Annotated in this window: 15 protein-coding genes; 4 read left to right on the forward strand and 11 right to left on the reverse strand. The window is 72.0% G+C overall.

The window, feature by feature from the left end; translation table 11 throughout:
• The 4 genes from Talka_RS11405 to Talka_RS11420 form a co-directional block, all read right to left on the reverse strand.
• Window positions 1–259 (reverse strand): chaperone modulator CbpM (locus tag Talka_RS11405; protein ID WP_143891446.1); only part of this gene is annotated, 259 nt, incomplete at its 3' end.
• A complete protein-coding gene (locus tag Talka_RS11410; protein ID WP_143891447.1) occupies window positions 259–1,224 on the reverse strand; it encodes a DnaJ C-terminal domain-containing protein in 966 nt (321 codons plus the stop codon). The genes Talka_RS11410 and Talka_RS11405, both read right to left, overlap by 1 nt.
• A 62-nt stretch (window positions 1,225–1,286) precedes the next feature.
• The gene (locus tag Talka_RS11415; RefSeq protein WP_143891448.1) at window positions 1,287–2,537 is read right to left on the reverse strand and encodes an FIST signal transduction protein; all 1,251 of its coding nucleotides are present in this window, start codon (window positions 2,535–2,537) and stop codon (window positions 1,287–1,289) included.
• Window positions 2,534–2,980, reverse strand: coding sequence for a PhaM family polyhydroxyalkanoate granule multifunctional regulatory protein (locus Talka_RS11420; RefSeq protein ID WP_143891449.1), 447 nt, complete (start codon window positions 2,978–2,980; stop codon window positions 2,534–2,536). The genes Talka_RS11415 and Talka_RS11420 overlap by 4 nt, the downstream gene beginning before the upstream one ends.
• Before the next feature lie 506 nt (window positions 2,981–3,486).
• Here Talka_RS11420 and Talka_RS11425 point away from each other — a divergent pair.
• Together Talka_RS11425 and Talka_RS11430 are read left to right on the forward strand one after the other, a co-directional pair.
• Complete coding sequence (locus tag Talka_RS11425; protein ID WP_143891450.1) at window positions 3,487–4,476, forward strand: DUF3108 domain-containing protein; 990 nt, start codon at window positions 3,487–3,489, stop codon at window positions 4,474–4,476.
• Between the two features lie 107 nt (window positions 4,477–4,583).
• Window positions 4,584–4,874 carry a BTH_I0359 family protein gene (locus Talka_RS11430; protein WP_143891451.1) on the forward strand — a complete coding sequence of 97 codons (291 nt, stop codon included), beginning with the start codon at window positions 4,584–4,586 and terminating at the stop codon, window positions 4,872–4,874.
• 55 nt (window positions 4,875–4,929) lie between these two features.
• On the opposite strand, the gene Talka_RS11435 is transcribed toward Talka_RS11430, so the two are convergent.
• Window positions 4,930–5,451 (reverse strand): Dps family protein, encoded by a 522-nt coding sequence (locus Talka_RS11435; protein WP_143891452.1) that lies wholly within the window; start codon window positions 5,449–5,451, stop codon window positions 4,930–4,932.
• 86 nt (window positions 5,452–5,537) lie between these two features.
• On the opposite strand from Talka_RS11435, the gene Talka_RS11440 reads away from it, so the two are divergent.
• Complete coding sequence (locus Talka_RS11440) at window positions 5,538–6,455, forward strand: ChaN family lipoprotein (RefSeq protein WP_246100678.1); 918 nt, start codon at window positions 5,538–5,540, stop codon at window positions 6,453–6,455.
• Between the two features lie 18 nt (window positions 6,456–6,473).
• Here Talka_RS11440 and recQ read toward each other — a convergent pair whose 3' ends face one another.
• The 6 genes from recQ to Talka_RS11470 all read right to left on the reverse strand — a co-directional run bounded on the left by recQ (window position 6,474) and on the right by Talka_RS11470 (window position 13,821).
• Entirely contained in the window at window positions 6,474–8,396 is a 1,923-nt protein-coding gene (recQ, locus tag Talka_RS11445) for a DNA helicase RecQ (protein WP_246100679.1), read from the reverse strand.
• Window positions 8,393–8,803: a rhodanese-like domain-containing protein gene (locus Talka_RS11450; RefSeq protein WP_143891453.1), complete on the reverse strand. Its 411-nt coding sequence runs from the start codon at window positions 8,801–8,803 to the stop codon at window positions 8,393–8,395. The genes recQ and Talka_RS11450 overlap by 4 nt, the downstream gene beginning before the upstream one ends.
• A 14-nt stretch (window positions 8,804–8,817) precedes the next feature.
• Complete coding sequence (hemB, locus tag Talka_RS11455) at window positions 8,818–9,846, reverse strand: porphobilinogen synthase (RefSeq protein WP_143891454.1); 1,029 nt, start codon at window positions 9,844–9,846, stop codon at window positions 8,818–8,820.
• Window positions 9,847–9,903: 57 nt separating this feature from the next.
• Window positions 9,904–11,220, reverse strand: a complete 1,317-nt coding sequence (locus Talka_RS11460) for a diguanylate cyclase (protein WP_185970148.1) — start codon at window positions 11,218–11,220, stop codon at window positions 9,904–9,906.
• A 69-nt stretch (window positions 11,221–11,289) separates the two neighbouring features.
• Window positions 11,290–11,520 (reverse strand): cysteine-rich CWC family protein, encoded by a 231-nt coding sequence (locus Talka_RS11465; RefSeq protein WP_143891456.1) that lies wholly within the window; start codon window positions 11,518–11,520, stop codon window positions 11,290–11,292.
• Between the two features lie 69 nt (window positions 11,521–11,589).
• Window positions 11,590–13,821: a malate synthase G gene (locus tag Talka_RS11470; RefSeq protein ID WP_143891457.1), complete on the reverse strand. Its 2,232-nt coding sequence runs from the start codon at window positions 13,819–13,821 to the stop codon at window positions 11,590–11,592.
• Between the two features lie 167 nt (window positions 13,822–13,988).
• On the opposite strand from Talka_RS11470, the gene Talka_RS11475 reads away from it, so the two are divergent.
• Window positions 13,989–14,903, forward strand: coding sequence for a LysR family transcriptional regulator (locus tag Talka_RS11475; protein ID WP_143891458.1), 915 nt, complete (start codon window positions 13,989–13,991; stop codon window positions 14,901–14,903).
• The last annotated feature ends 85 nt before the right edge of the window (window positions 14,904–14,988 follow it).

Here is a 14,988-nt window from a genome sequence, read left to right on the forward strand (position 1 = left end):
GCTCGATCTCCTCCTCCAGATCGACCACCAGCGCGGCCAGCTCCGGGTCGGCGTCGAAGTGGCGCTGCAGCCACGCCAGCCGCCGCACGCGCCGCAGCGCCGCGGCGTCGAAGCCCTCGCCGGCGGGAGCGGCCACGCGCCCCTCCTGCAGCGCCCGCTGCCACCACTGCGGCGCCACGCCGGCGACGCGGCACAGCGCCGCCGCATCCAGCCCCGGGGTCTCCAGGGTGACTTCCACCCGCACCACGTCCAGCTCCATCAGCGGCTCCTTTCAGCTTCAGCGGCGGCCACCTTGCGCGCGTCGAAGTCGGTCAGTTCGGCGGCCATGCGCTCATACAGCGCCTTGGCGCGCGGATCGTAGGCGCTGGGCAGGATGACGCGCAGCTGCAGCTCCAGGTCACCCGGCTCGCGCGCCGGCAAGCCCTTGCCGCGCACCGTCAGCGTCTGCCCGCTTTGGCTGCCGGCTGGCACGCGCACCTTCAACGCGCTGCCATCCGGCAGCGCCACCGGCACCACCGCGCCCAGCGCCGCTTCCCACGGCGCCAGCGGCAGCTCGGCGATCAGCGTCTTGCCCTCCAGCCGGTAGCGCGGGTGCGGACGGATCACCACCTCCAAGTAAAGGTCGCCCGGCGGCTCGCCGGGGCCGCCCTGGCCGGCCAGCCGGATCATCTGCCCGGCGCGCACGCCGGCCGGAATCTTGACCTCCAGCGTGCGGGTGCGCAACGTCAGGCGTCCGTGCTCGTCGAGCTGCGGCACCTGCAGCGACAGCGTCTTCGTGCCGCCGCGCCAGGCGTCCTCCAGCTCCAGCGCCACCTTGGCGTGGTGATCCTCGCCGCGCCATGCGGCCCCGCGGCGCTGGCCGCGCGCGGCGGCGCGCGCGCCGGCCATGCGGCCAAACAGCTCGCTAAAAAAATCGCTGAACTCGGCCGCGTCCATCCCTTCCGGCGCGCCGTGGAACTCGAAGCCGGCGTCCCAGTCCGGCGGCGGCGTGAACGCCTGGCCGGCTTGGTAGCGCTGCGCCAGCCGGTCGTAGGCCGCGCGCTTGTCGGGATCGGACAGCACCGCGTAGGCTTCGTTGACCTCGCTCATGCGCTGCGCGGCGTCTGCCTCCTTGCTGACGTCCGGGTGATACTTGCGCGCCAGCTTGCGGTACGCTTTTTTGATGTCGTCGGCGCTGGCGTCGCGCGCCACGCCCAGCACCGCGTAATAATCTTTGAATTCCACCGCGATCCTTTCCTGCCGTTTCGCGTGCCTGAGCGTTCAGATGGGGCCCGGCGGGCGTCCTTTCAACCGGATCCGTCCTCGTCGGCGACGAACACCGTCAGCACGCCGGTGTAGCCATACAGTCGGTGGTGCGCGATCTCGCCCGCCGCAAAAAATCCGATCGCCGGCACATCCCCCAGAGCCTGGCGCAGCAGCTGCCACTCGGCGTTCGCAGCCCCAAAGTGCGGCCCGCCGCGGCCGTTGCAGCTCACGTAAATCGCCCCGGCGATGCGACCGACAGGATCGGCAGGCTCTTCGCCTTCGCCAGCCAGCGCCTCGCGGATCTCCGCGCCGATGCGCAACAGGTCGGCGCGCGCGGCCTGCACGTGGCGCTCGCACAGCGTCCAGCCCGCGCCCACCGGCAGCGGCTCGGCCACGACGACGGCGCGCTGCGCCGGATCCAGCCCCACCAGATGGCGCACCAGCACGTCCTCGCCCAGCCGCAACGGCACGCGCCCGGGCGTTGCCGCCGTGGCCTGCGGGCGCTGCGGGGCTGGTGCCACCCAGCCGACCAGCAGGCCGCGCAGCCGCGCCACGATCGCGCCGAGGTCGTGCGGCGGCAGGCCCAGATCCTCCAGCACCACGTCCAGCGCCGGTCGGCCGTCCAGCGCGTCCACCCGATGGCCCTGCGCAGCGGTGACGCGGCGCAACGGCGTCACCGCCCGCACCCCTTGCGTGACGCGGGCGACGATGCCCACATCCGGGGCGAACGCCACCCCGCTTAAGCCGCCTTCAAGCAGCTCGACGGACGGAGCCTGCCCCACCTGACCGGCGCGGCGGGCGTGCGCGATCTGCAGCGAGCCGGCGCGGCTGGCCACCAGCCCGCCGAACACGTAGTGCCCGAGCGTGCGCTCGGCCAGCTCTTGAATCAGCTCCGGCAGCTCCGGCGTGGAGGGGTCGGCGTGCACCAACGCCGTCTGCGCAACAAAACCGTCGGGTCCGCGCGCCGCAGGCAGCGGCGCCACGCCGTTGAAGACGCGGTAGCGCGACGGCTCCAGGTCCGCCAGCCCCGGGGCGTCGAAATATTCGGTGTCGCCGGCGCCGATGGCCAGCGCCACGCCACCGACCCAGTCCGTCACCTGCGGCAGCGCGGCGCTTAAGCGCCGCAGCAGCTCAGCCGCGTGCCCGGCGTGATGATCGGTCAAATAAACCCACCCCAAAGGCCAGCGATGGGCCGGTTGCATGGCCATTTGAGCGCGCAGCTGCGCCAGCACATGCTCCAGCGCCGTGGCCCAGGCGTCGTGGCCGGCGTGCGCCCAGACAAACCGCCTCATGGCCCGGCTTTCCGCGCCGCCCCGCCGGCGCGCCGCGACCGCGCCGCCGGCGTGGAAGGGGGCGGCGACGGCGCGGCAGCGGGCATGGGGTTCGCCCCGGCGGCAGCTGGCGCCGATCCGCTGCCCCAGTCGGCCAGCGTCTGCGCCGCCAGCGCCTGAAATTGCTGCGACAACGCCTGCCACCACGGCAACGGATCCGGCTGAGCCGGCGGCGCAGCTTGGGGGTTGGCGGGCGCTGCCGCTGAGTCTGCGCTGGTCTCGCCCACCGCGCGCGCCGCCGCGCTGGCCGGCATCGATCGCAGCGCCGCCAGCGTCATGCGCTGCACCTGCAGCGCCTGAATCAGCGCCTGCAAGGCGCGCGCTTGCTGATCCAGCCAAAGGTGCACCGCTTGCAGCTCGCGGATGCGGCGATCCAGCTCTTCAGGATCCCAAAGCGGCGTCAACCACGGCGCCCAAGGCGAGGGGAACGTCGCAGGGGCTGCCCCCCCAGGGGCGGAGCCTTCAGCCGAGGCTGCAGTCGTGAAAGGCAAGCCGGCCACGCATGCAGCCCAGGTTTGGGCCCACGCACGTGGATCGATCCCGTTCATGGCGGCCTGCGGGTTCATCGCTTGGGCAAAAGGATTCGGCATGCGTAAGCATGCCACAGCTGGATCGGTTGCGTCAGGACCGATCCACCCCGTTGTCGTGCTGGTCACCCGGGGCAGTCGCTTGGTGCGGCGCCTCGATCCGGCGCACAATCCATCTCAGCATGGCGTGCATGATTGTTGAACGTTGAATAGGCCGCGACCGCGCCATCGGCGACCGGCTTTGAACCCTACCTGCTGTGGCCTCGGTTTTCAACCAGCGTTGGCAAAGGCTTGCCGTCGTCACGGCGGGGGTGTTGGCCGCGCACGCGGCGCTGTTGGCTCCGGGCCTGCTGACCGGTCAGCCCGCGCCTGATCCCGCCCCCATGGCAGCGCTGCCCGTGTGGGCCATCGCCGCGCCCCCGCCGACGCCGGCAGCGCCGTCAACGCCGCCTTGGCCACTGTCGCCCACTTTCTCGACAGCCAAGGCGGCCACGGGTGGGGAGCAGCGCCCGCCCGTTTCGCTTGAGGCTGAAGACGCCACCCCGCACACCGTGCCGGCGATGAACCCGGTCGAGCCCGATCCCGCTGCTGGAGCGCCCCGCGCGGCCAGCCCGCCTGACAACGCCATCGAACCGCTGTCGTCGGCGGCGTTTGCAGCGCACCCCCCCTCAGCGCCTGCTGACCCCGAGCCGACCGCGCCCATCGAAGCGCCCCCCGAACCGCATGCACCCCCATGGCCCGCTTCCGCGACCTTGCACTATGAGGTGGAGGCCCAAAGCCGCGGCTTAAGCCATCAGGCGCGCGCCTCGCTGCGGTGGCGCGCCGAGGCTGACCTTTACGAGCTGGAGCTCAGCGTGCGCGCGCTGTGGTTGCAGCGCAGCCAGACCAGCCAGGGGCAGATGGGCCCGCGGGGTTTGCGTCCGCTGGCGTTTGTGGATCGCGGGCGGCGCGAGCGTCAACTGACGATGGAATGGCATGAGAACGGGCATGGCCGCGCTGTGCGCTCTGAGGACGGCGCCGCCTTTGCGCTGCCGCCGCTGACGCAAGATCGCCTCAGCCTCTTCGCGCACCTGGGCTTGCAGTTGCTGCGCACGGAGGTGACCTCCGGACAGCGCTGGAGCGTGTCGGTGGCGGGGTTCAACGCCGCCTCGATGTGGACGTTCGAAGCCGTGCAGCGCGAAACGCTGCCTTTGCCGTCGGGGCCGACGCCGGCCTGGCGGCTGCAACGGCTGGACTCCGGCGACCCCGAGCTGACCCTCTGGTATGCCCCCGAGCTGGCGGGGCCGCTGCCGGTGCGCGTGCGTCTGCGCGAACCCAACGGCACGGTGATCGATCAAAGTGTAAGGGACGTTAAGATCGAGCCCCGCTCTTGAAAGTTTGGGGTCAACACCCGATCTTCTCGTCCTGTAAGAGGACCGGCGTGGCCACGGGCGCAACAGCCTGGCGTGCGTGCGGTCACCGATGCGAGGATCGAGACGCCATGCAGATGCTCTACAACTCCGACAGCTTTGCGGTGGTCCACATCCTGGCCAACGCGCAGGAGGTGGCCAGCGCTGCCAGTGGCGAAACGCAGGGGCCGGTGCTGCCGCGCCACGGCTTTGAAATCGTGGACAAACGCAGCGGTAAAGAGGTTTACCTGGACGGCTCCTGGGCCGAGCTGTTCCAGCGCCAGATCGAAGCCTGGCAACGCGAACACCCGACCCAAGAAGAAGTCGAAGAAACGCTGGAGCGCTACGCCTCTTTGGCGCAGACGCCGGTGGTGGTGCACTGAGCGCCTTGGGCGCGCGCGCTGGGGCGATCCCGGCCAGCGCCCGCAGCAAGGGGAATCAGCCTTCCAAGATGCTGCGCAGCATCCAGGCGGTTTGCTCGTGCACCGACAACCGCTGCGTCAGCAGATCGGCAGTCGGCTCGTCATGCGCCTCCTCCACCAGCGGGAACAGACCGCGCGCCGTGCGCGCCACCCCCTCATGGCCTGCGGCCAAGATGCGCACCATCTCCATGGCTTGCGGCGGCTGCGCCGGCGCATCCGGCAGCGAGCTCAGGCGCGCATACACCGCGTAAGACGCCGGCGCCACGTGGCCCAAGGCGCGGATGCGCTCGGCAATCGGGTCGATGGCGTTCCACAGCTCGGTGTATTGCTGCATGAACATGTCGTGCAGGCTGTTGAACATCGGCCCGGTGACGTTCCAGTGGAAGTTGTGCGTCGTCAGGTACAGCGTGAAGGTGTCGGCCAGCAGCCGCTCCAGCCCCAGCGCGATGGCGGCGCGTTGCTGCGGCGGGATGCCGATGTCCACGGCAGGGCTGGGTTGGATTCGCGTCTTGGCGCTGGTGGCTGCTTTTTTCCCCATGGCGGGTTTCTCCTTTCAATAACAACCGTGAGTGAAGACCAAACCTTCCACCCTCATCTTAGCGGCGTTGCGCCGATAATGGTCGGGTGTATCCGCAACCCACACGCCGCCGCAGCCTGCAATGGGGCTTGGCCGCCTGCCTGATCGTAGGGCAATCCTGGCCGCTGGAAGCCGCATCGCCCCTGCAAGAGGATGCCTGGCAGCCCATCGGCGACGCGCGTGCCGTGGTGGCCGACGAGCCGGCGCGGCTGGCCTGGGTGCGCGCGCGGCTGGCGGCGCTGCCGGGCGCGGCCGACTGGCTGCTGCTGGGCGAGCAGCACGACGCCGACGCCCACCAGTGGCTGCAGGCCGCCGCGGTGCAGGCGCTGGCGCGGCAGGGGCGGCTGGCCGCGCTGGTGCTGGAGATGGCCGAGCGCGGCCGCGACACCGCGGGGCTGGCTCCCGACGCCGACGAGGCCGCGGTGCGCGCGGCGCTGGCCTGGCACGAGGCCGGCTGGCCGTGGCGGCGCTACGGCCCGGTGGTGATGGCGGCGGTGCGCGCCGGCGTGCCGGTGGCCGGCGGCAACCTGCCGCGGCGCCGGCACGGCGAAGTGATGCGCGACGCCGCCTGGGACGAGACGCTGACCGACGCCGAGCAGCGCGCCGCGCTGCTGCGCGCGCTGGATGAGGGCCACTGCGGGCTGCTGCCGGCGGCGCAGCTGCCAGCGATGGCGCGCATCCAGCTGGCGCGCGACGACGCGATGGCCACGACGCTGCTGGAGCGGCGCAGCCCGGGGCGCACGGTGCTGCTGGTGACCGGCGCACAGCATGCCCGGCGCGACCGCGGCGTGCCGCACCACCTGGCGCGCCGCGCCGGCGCGCAAGCCGCGCGCGCCTGCCTCAGCGTCGAGCTGCGCGCCACCGACGCCGCGCGCGCTGAGCCGGACCCGGCGTTCGACGCGCTGTGGCTGACGCCCGGCATCCCGCCGGTCGATCACTGCGCCGGGCTGCGCGGCCGCGGCTGAAGGCGCCCCCGCGCCCCGTCAGACCCGCGCCACGAGCGGCTGCGGCGCCGCGGGCCCGGCGGCCTGCAGCGCCTGCGCGACGACGCGCAGCACCTCGGCGCCGTAGGCGGCGCGCTTCTTCTCGCCCAGGCCCGGGATGCCGGCCAGGTCGTCGTCGCACTGCGGCAGGCGCTGCGCCAGCGCCACGAGCGTGGCGTCGTGGAAGATCACGTAGGCCGGCAGGTCGTGCGCGCGCGCCACCTCGGCGCGCCAGCGCTTCAGCGCCGCCAGCACCTCGCGCTCGCGCAGCGGCAGGCGGGCCTCGCTGGCCAGCGCGCGCGCCTGCCGCGGCGCCCGCTCGGCGCGGCGGCCCTCGGCGGCCACGCGCAGGTGCAGCGGCTGCTCGCCGCGCAGGATCGGCCGCGCCGCCGGCGTCAGGTGCAGCGTGTGGAACTCCCCGGCCACCTGCACCGCGCCGCGCGCCACGAGTTGCCGCAGCACGCGCCGCCAGGTTGCCTCGTCGAGTTCGCGCCCGATGGCCCAGGTGGACAGCCGCTCGTGGCCGTGCGCGCGCACCTTGTCGGTGGCCTGGCCGCGCAGCACGTCGATCACGTGCCCGGCGCCGAAGGCCGCGCCGCTTTGCTGCAGGCGGTAGATGCACGACAGCAGCTTCCTCGCCGCCTCGGTGGCGTCCCAGGTCTGCGGCGGCTGCAGGCAGTTGTCGCAGTTGCCGCACGGGGGGCTGGCCTCGCCGAAGTAGGCCAGCAGCTGCTGGCGGCGGCAGCCGGTGGATTCCGCCAGCGCCAGCAACGCCTCCAGCTTGGCGCGCAGCACGCGCTTGAACGCCTCGTCGGCGCCGCTGTCGTCGATCAGGCGGCGCTGCTGCACCACGTCCTGCAGCCCGTAGGCCATCCAGGCGTTGGCCGGCTCGCCGTCGCGGCCAGCGCGGCCGGTTTCTTGCATGTAGCTTTCGATGTTTTTCGGTAGATCCAGATGCGCCACGAAGCGCACGTCGGGCTTGTCGATGCCCATCCCGAAGGCGACTGTGGCCACCATCACGAGCCCTTCCTCGCGCAGGAAGCGGTCCTGGTGGCGCTGGCGCGTGGCGGCGTCCAGCCCGGCGTGGTAGGGCAGCGCGCGCAGCCCGGCGGCCTGCAGCCGCGCGGCCACCTCCTCCACCTTGCGGCGCGAGGCGCAATAGACGATGCCGGCCTCGTGCCGCCCGTCCGGCAGCGTGTGCTCGTCGGCCACGAAGCGCAGCAGCTGGCGCAGCGCGTGGTCCTTCTCGACGATGGTGTAGCGGATGTTGGGGCGGTCGAAGCTCGCCACAAACGTGCGCGCGCCCTCCAGCCGCAGATGCGCGACGATGTCGGCGCGCGTCAACGCGTCGGCGGTGGCGGTCAGCGCGATGCGCGGCACGCCCGGGCAGCGCTCGGCCAGCACCGCCAGCTCCCGGTACTCGGGGCGAAAGTCGTGCCCCCACTGGCTGACGCAGTGCGCCTCGTCGATGGCCAGCAGCGCCAGCCGCCCGGCCGCATGCAGCGCCTGCAGCCGCGCCAGAAAGCGCGGCGTGACGATGCGCTCCGGCGCCGCGTACAGCAGCGCGAGCTCCCCGCGCATCAGCCGCTGCTCCACCGCCGCGGCCTCCTCGGGCGCGAGGGTGGAGTTGAGAAAGGCCGCCTCGACCCCGGCTTCGCGCAGCGCGCCGACCTGGTCGTGCATCAGCGCGATCAGCGGCGAGACCACCACCGTCACCCCCAGCCCCGCGCGCTGGCGCACGATGGCCGGGATCTGGTAGCACAGCGACTTGCCGCCGCCGGTGGGCATCAGCACCAGCGCGTCGCCGCCGGCGGCCACGTGCGCGACGATGTCGGCCTGCTGGCCGCGGAAGTCCGCGTAGCCGAACACCTCGGCCAGCACGCGCCGGCCTTCGGCGAGCGCCTGCGCGGGCGTCAGCGTCACATCTGTTCCCAGGGCAGGCCCTCGAAGCGCCAGCCGTTGCGGCTGGAGCGGTGGAAGTGCTCGTCCAGCTCCCCCTCGAAGCCGTGCACCACGTGCGCCACGTCGGTGAAGCCCGCGGCCTCCAGCGCCGCGCCGGCATCCAGCGTGCGCTTGCCGCTGCGACAGATCAGCAGCACCGGGCGGTCCAGCCGGCCGGCCTCCTGCAGCACCTTGCGCGCGAAGCCCTGCGGATCCGGCGTCAGGTCCGGGTACTCGTACCACGGGATGTTGACCACGCCCGGCGGGCGACCGACGTAGAGCGACTCGATCTCCATGCGCACATCAACGAACAGCGGCTGCTCGTCCGGCGGCAGCCCGCGCTGAGCCTGCAGCCAGGCCCACGCCTCCCGGGGAAGCAGATGCCGCATCGCGCGCCCCGCCGTCAGCCCTGCGCCGCCAGCTTGCGCGCCGCCTCCAGCGCAAAATAGGTCAGCACGCCGTCGGCGCCGGCGCGCTTGAACGCCAGCAGGCTTTCCATCATCACCGCGTCGTGGTCCAGCCAGCCGTTGGCGGCGGCGGCCTTCAGCATCGCATACTCGCCGCTGACCTGGTAGGCAAAGGTCGGCACCTTGAACTCGTCCTTGACGCGGCGCACCACGTCCAGGTACGGCATGCCGGGCTTGACCATCACCATGTCGGCGCCCTCGGCCAGGTCCAGCGCCACCTCGCGCAGCGCCTCGTCGGAGTTGGCCGGATCCATCTGATAAACCTTTTTGTCGGCCTTGCCGAGGTTGGCCGCGCTGCCGACCGCGTCGCGAAACGGCCCGTAGAAGCTGCTGGCGTACTTGGCGCTGTAGGCCATGATGCGCGTGTGCACGTGGCCGCGCGCCTCTAGCGCCTGGCGGATGGCGCCGATGCGGCCGTCCATCATGTCGCTGGGCGCGACGATGTCCACCCCCGCGGCGGCCTGCACCAGCGCCTGCTTGACCAGCACCTCCACGGTGGCATCGTTGACGATGTAGCCGGTCTCGTCCAGCAGCCCGTCCTGGCCGTGGCTGGTGTAGGGATCCAGCGCCACGTCGGTCATGACGCCCAGATCGGGCACCTTGGCCTTGAGCTCGGCCACCACGCGCGGGATCAGCCCGTCAGGGTTCCACGCCTCGCGGCCGTCGGGGGTCTTGAGCGCCGGGTCGATGACCGGAAACAGCGCCAGCACCGGGATGCCGAGGTCGGCGCATTCGCGCGCCAGCGGCAGCAGCTGGTCCAGGCTCAGGCGCTCCACGCCCGGCATCGAGGCCACCGGCTCGCGCCGGCCACGGCCGTCGAGCACGAACACCGGGTAGATCAGGTCGTGCACCGTCAGATGGTGCTCGCGCACGAGGTTGCGCGTGAAGACGTCGCGGCGCAGGCGGCGCGGCCGCGACAGCGGGTACGGGGCCGGGTGGCCGCTGGAGGGGCAGGATCCGTTCATAGAACCGATATTGTGACGCGACGGCAGCACCTGGCTGCGCGGGCACGTCACTCGCCGTCACGGCCAGGCCGTCACCACCACCATCTCGCAGCGGTTGCGCCCTTGGCGCTTGGCTTGGTAGAGGCACTGATCCGCCTGCCGCAACAGGTGGCGCAGCCCCTCAGCCGCCTGCTCGGCGGCGCATGCTGGCTGCGGCGCCTCCGGCTGCCAGACGCACACCCCGAGGCTGGCGGTCAGCGCCAAGCCTGCCAACGGCTGCTGCGCCACCGCCTGGCGCAAGCGCTCGGCTTGGGCCCAGGCAGCGTCGGCCCCCAGTCGCGGCATCAGCAGGGCGAATTCCTCGCCTCCATGCCGCACCAGCAGGTCGTCCGCACGGACGTGGTCGCGCAGGCGCTGCGCCAGCGCTTGCAGCACTTGGTCGCCGCGCTCGTGGCCATGGCGGTCGTTGACGTCCTTGAAGTGATCCAAGTCCAGCATCATCACCGTCAGCGGCTCGCCGCCGCGCCCGGCTCGCCGCACCAAGCGCGGCCCCATCTCGTCCAACAGGTGGCGGTTGTAAACGCCGGTGAGCGCATCGGTGACCGCCTGGTGAGCCAGTTGGGCATGCTGGCGGCGCACCTGCTGCAGCAGACGCCAGTACCGCACGAGGTTGGTCACCCGCGCGCGCAGCTCATCGGCGTCGATCGGCTTGGTCAGGTAGTCGTTGGCGCCGCGCCGCAGCATTTCGACGCGCCGCACCCGCTCGTCGTAGCTGGAATAGGCCAGCACCGGCAGCTCCGCCAAGTCGTCACGCCGGCTGCGCAAGGCCGACAGCAGCCCCAGACCCGTCAGCGCGCCGGGCAGCACCACGTCCACGATCAGCAGGTCGTAGGGCTGGTGCTGCAGGCGCTCCAGCGCCTCGTGCGCCTGCAGCGCATGTTCGACTTCCATGCCCAACGGCGCCAACACCTCGGCGGTGGCCGCCGCCACGGCAGGGGAATCCTCCACCAGCAGGATGCGCGCGCGTTGCAGGTCGGCCTGGCGGCGCAGCAACGCACGCAAGTGCGGCGCCAGCTGCTCCGGTGCCGCGCGCACCAGCACTTCGGTAAAGCCGCCCTCCAGGGCGCTCAAGCGCAACGGCTCGTCGTCGTCGCCGGTGATCAGCACCACCGGCAGCATCGCGCAGCCGGGCAACAGGCGCAGCCGGCGCAGCAGCTCCAGCGCCCCCATGTCGGGCAAGTGGCGCGAAACCAACACCACATCCGCCCGCCATGAGCCGGCCAGCGCCTGCAACGCCTCTTCACCGCTGCTCAACGCCAGCACGTCAGCGCCTTCGGCTTGCAGCAACCCTTGCACCACCGCGCGCGCAGCGGCGTTGGCGTCGATCAGAGCCACACGGACAGGAGCGGGTGCGCAAGCAGCGGTTTCAGCCATGAGTCAGCGGTCGCACGGCACGCGTGCATGCTAGCACGCTGGGCGATCCGCATCTTGGGCCGCGCAGCGCGGGCAGAGGCAGGCTTGGCCGCGCGCCGCCGGCGGCACGCGCGCCAGCAGCTCGGGCGCAAACGTCACCCGCGTGCACCAGCACGGCGGCTGCGGTTGGCCGCTGCGGCGCTGCGCCTCCATCGCGCAGGCGTTGTCGCCGCCGCACAGCGGGCAGCGGGTGGGGTCGGGCAGCGGCTCGGCGGTCGACATGCGTCCACCCTGGGCGAGCGGGGTCAGCCGGCGGGCGGCGCGACCGCCGCGCCGGCCCGATCGGCGCTGTCAGCGCGCCGCCGCGGCGGCCTTGACCTTCTGCCGCCAGGCGTGCAGCAGCGGCTCGGTGTAGCCGCTGGGCTGCTCCTTGCCCTTGAACACCAGGTCCAGCGCCGCCTGGAACGCCATGCTGGCCTCGAAGTTCGGCGCCATCGGGCGGTAGTTGGGGTCGCCGGCGTTTTGCTGATCCACCTTGCGCGCCATGCGCTCGAAGGTGGCGCGCACCTGCGCCTCGGTCACCACGCCGTGGTGCAGCCAGTTGGCCACGTGCTGGCTGCTGATGCGCAGCGTGGCGCGGTCTTCCATCAGGCCGACGTCGTGGATGTCGGGCACCTTGGAGCAGCCGATCCCTTGATCGACCCAGCGCACCACGTAGCCGAGGATGCCCTGGATGTTGTTGTCGAGCTCGGCCTGCTTGTCGGCCTCGCTCCAGTTCGGGTTGGCCGCCACCGGCACCGTCAGCAGGCCCGCGAGCAGCGTGTCGCGCTCGGCGTCGGCGTCGATTCTCTCCAGCTCCTGCTGGACCGCGGCCACGTCCACCTGGTGGTAGTGCAGCGCGTGCAGCGTCGCGGCGGTGGGGCTGGGCACCCAGGCGGTGTTGGCGCCCGCCTTCGGGTGCGCGATCTTCTGCTCCAGCATGGCGCGCATCATGTCGGGCATCGCCCACATGCCCTTGCCGATCTGGGCGCGGCCGCGCAGCCCGCACTTCAGGCCCACCAGCACGTTGTTGCGCTCGTACGCCTGGATCCAGGCGCTGGTCTTCATGTCGTTCTTGCGGATCATCGGCCCGGCCAGCATGGCGGTGTGGATCTCATCCCCCGTGCGGTCGAGGAAGCCGGTGTTGATGAACGCCACGCGGCTGGCCGCGGCGGCGATGCAGGCCTTGAGGTTGACGCTGGTGCGGCGCTCCTCGTCCATGATGCCGAGCTTGACCGTGCTGTCGGGCAGCCCCAGCATGCTTTCCACGCGGGCGAACAGCTCGTTGGCGAACGCCACCTCCTTCGGCCCGTGCATCTTCGGCTTGACGATGTAGATCGAGCCGGCGCGGCTGTTGCGGATCGGCTCGCCGCTGGGCAAGCGGCCGTGGCCCTGCAGGTCGTGCAGCGCGATCGTCGTCGTGACGACCGCATCCATGATGCCTTCCGGGATCTCGCGCACCGTGCCGTCGGCGTCGGTGTAGAGGATGGCCGGGTTGGTCATCAGGTGGCCGACGTTGCGGATGAACAGCAGCGAGCGGCCTGGCAGCACCACCTCGCCGCGGCCGTCCGGCGCGGTGTAGCGGCGGTCGCCATGCAGGCCGCGCGTCAGCGTCCGGCCGCCCTTGTCGAAGCTTTCGGTCAGCCAGCCCTGCATCATGCCGAGCCAGTTGCGGTAGCCCAGCACCTTGTCCTCGGCGTCCACCGCGGCGACCGAATCCTCCAGGTCCAGGATGGTGGACAGCGCCGCCTCCAGCACCACGTCGCAGACGCCGGCGGCGTCGCTGGCACCGATCGGATGCGTGCGGTCGATGCGGATGTCCAGGTGCAGGCCGTGGTGGCGCAGCAGCACCGACGACGGCGCCGCCGCCTCGCCCTGGTAGCCGACGAACTGCGCCGGCTCCTTCAGGCCCGTCACCGCGCCGCCGCGCAGCGTCACGCGCAGCGCGCCGTCCACCACCGCGTAGGCCGTGGCGTCGGCGTGCGAGCCCTGCACGAGCGGCGCGGCCTCGTCCAGCACGCGGCGCGCATAGGCGATGACCTTGGCGCCGCGCTTCTCGTTGTAGCCGGGGCCCTTGGCGCAGCCATCGTCCTCCGGGATGACGTCGGTGCCGTAGAGCGCGTCGTAGAGGCTGCCCCAGCGGGCGTTGGCCGCGTTGAGCGCGTAGCGGGCGTTGAGCAGCGGAACCACCAGCTGCGGGCCCGCCTGCACTGCCACTTCGGCATCCACATTGGCGGTCGTCACGCGCACGTCGCCGGGCGGCGGCACCAGGTAGCCGATCGTCTCCAGGAACTGGCGGTAGGCGGCCGGGTTGGTGATCGGGCCGGGGTTGGCGGCGTGCCACTTGTCCAGCTCGGCCTGCAGACGGTCGCGCTCCGCGAGCAGCGCGCGGTTCTTCGGCGCCAGGTCGGCGACGATGGCGTCGAAGCCGCTCCAGAAGCGCTCGCTCGTGATGCCGGTGCCGGGCAGCACCTGGTCTTCAATAAAACGGAACAGGTTTTCGGCCACCTGCAAGCGGCCACGGATGATGCGGGTCGTGGACATGGGGAGCAACCTCCGGCAAAGGGAATCGGCGGGCGGCGCGCACAGGTCCGTTCGGTCGGCCACGCGCCACCCTGCGGCATGGCCCATGACTCTAGCAGCGATGACGGCGTCGATCGAGGCGGCGCAGACCGCCTCAGCCGTGACCGAAAGTTGCATAATCGTCCGCGATGGACAAGCTCAAGGCGCTGGAGACCTTCGTCGCCGTGGCGCAGCGCGGCAGCCTGGCCGCCGCCGCCCGCGCCGAGGGCGTGGTGCCGGCCATCATCGGGCGGCGGCTCGACGCGCTGGAAGAGCACCTCGGCGTCAAGCTGCTGGTGCGCACCACGCGTCGCCTGACGCTGACCCCCGAGGGCAGCGCCTTCCTGGAGGACTGCCAGCGCCTGCTGGCCGAGCTGGCGCAGGCCGAAGCCAACGTCAGTGCCGGCGGGCGCGCGGTGCGGGGGCACCTGCGCATCACCGCGCCAGCCGGCTTCGGGCGGCGGCGCATCGCGCCGCTGGTGCCGCGCTTCCGCGCGCTGCATCCGGACGTGACGGTGTCGCTCAACCTGAGCGACCGGCTGGTCGACCTGGTGGCCGAAGGCTACGACTGTGCCGTGCGCGTCGGCGACCTGCCGGACTCGTCGCTGGTGAGCGTGCGGCTGGCCGACAACCGCCGCCGCGTCGTGGCCGCGCCGGACTATTTGCGCCGCCGCGGCACGCCGCGCACGCCACACGAGCTGCTGCAGCACGACTGCCTGATCCTGTCGTCGGAGGCGTCGCAGACGCGCGGCTGGGCGTTCACCGTGCCGGGCGAGGATGGCCGCCGCCGCGTGATGCACGTGCGCCCGCGCGGCCCGCTGGACTGCACCGACGGCCAGGTGCTCTACGAATGGTGCCTCGCGGGCCTCGGCCTGGCCTGGCGCAGCACCTGGGAGGTGCAGGCCGACCTCGACGCCGGACGCCTCGTCAGCGTGCTGGACGACTACGCCGCCCCGCCCAACGGCGTCTACGCGGTCTTCCCGAGCGCCCGCCACCTGCCGCGGCGCGTGCGGGCGTGGGTGGAGTTTCTGAAGGAGGCGTTTCGGGCCGACGCGACGGCGTGACCCCGTCCCCAAGGCAGTTCTGTCAAACGCACCCTGGCAGCTCAGCCATGAGCAGCCCCTCCCCCCGCCCCGCCGTGGCCACCAC

Source organism: Tepidimonas alkaliphilus, from assembly GCF_007556595.1.
Classification (GTDB): Bacteria; Pseudomonadota; Gammaproteobacteria; order Burkholderiales; family Burkholderiaceae_C; genus Tepidimonas; species Tepidimonas alkaliphila.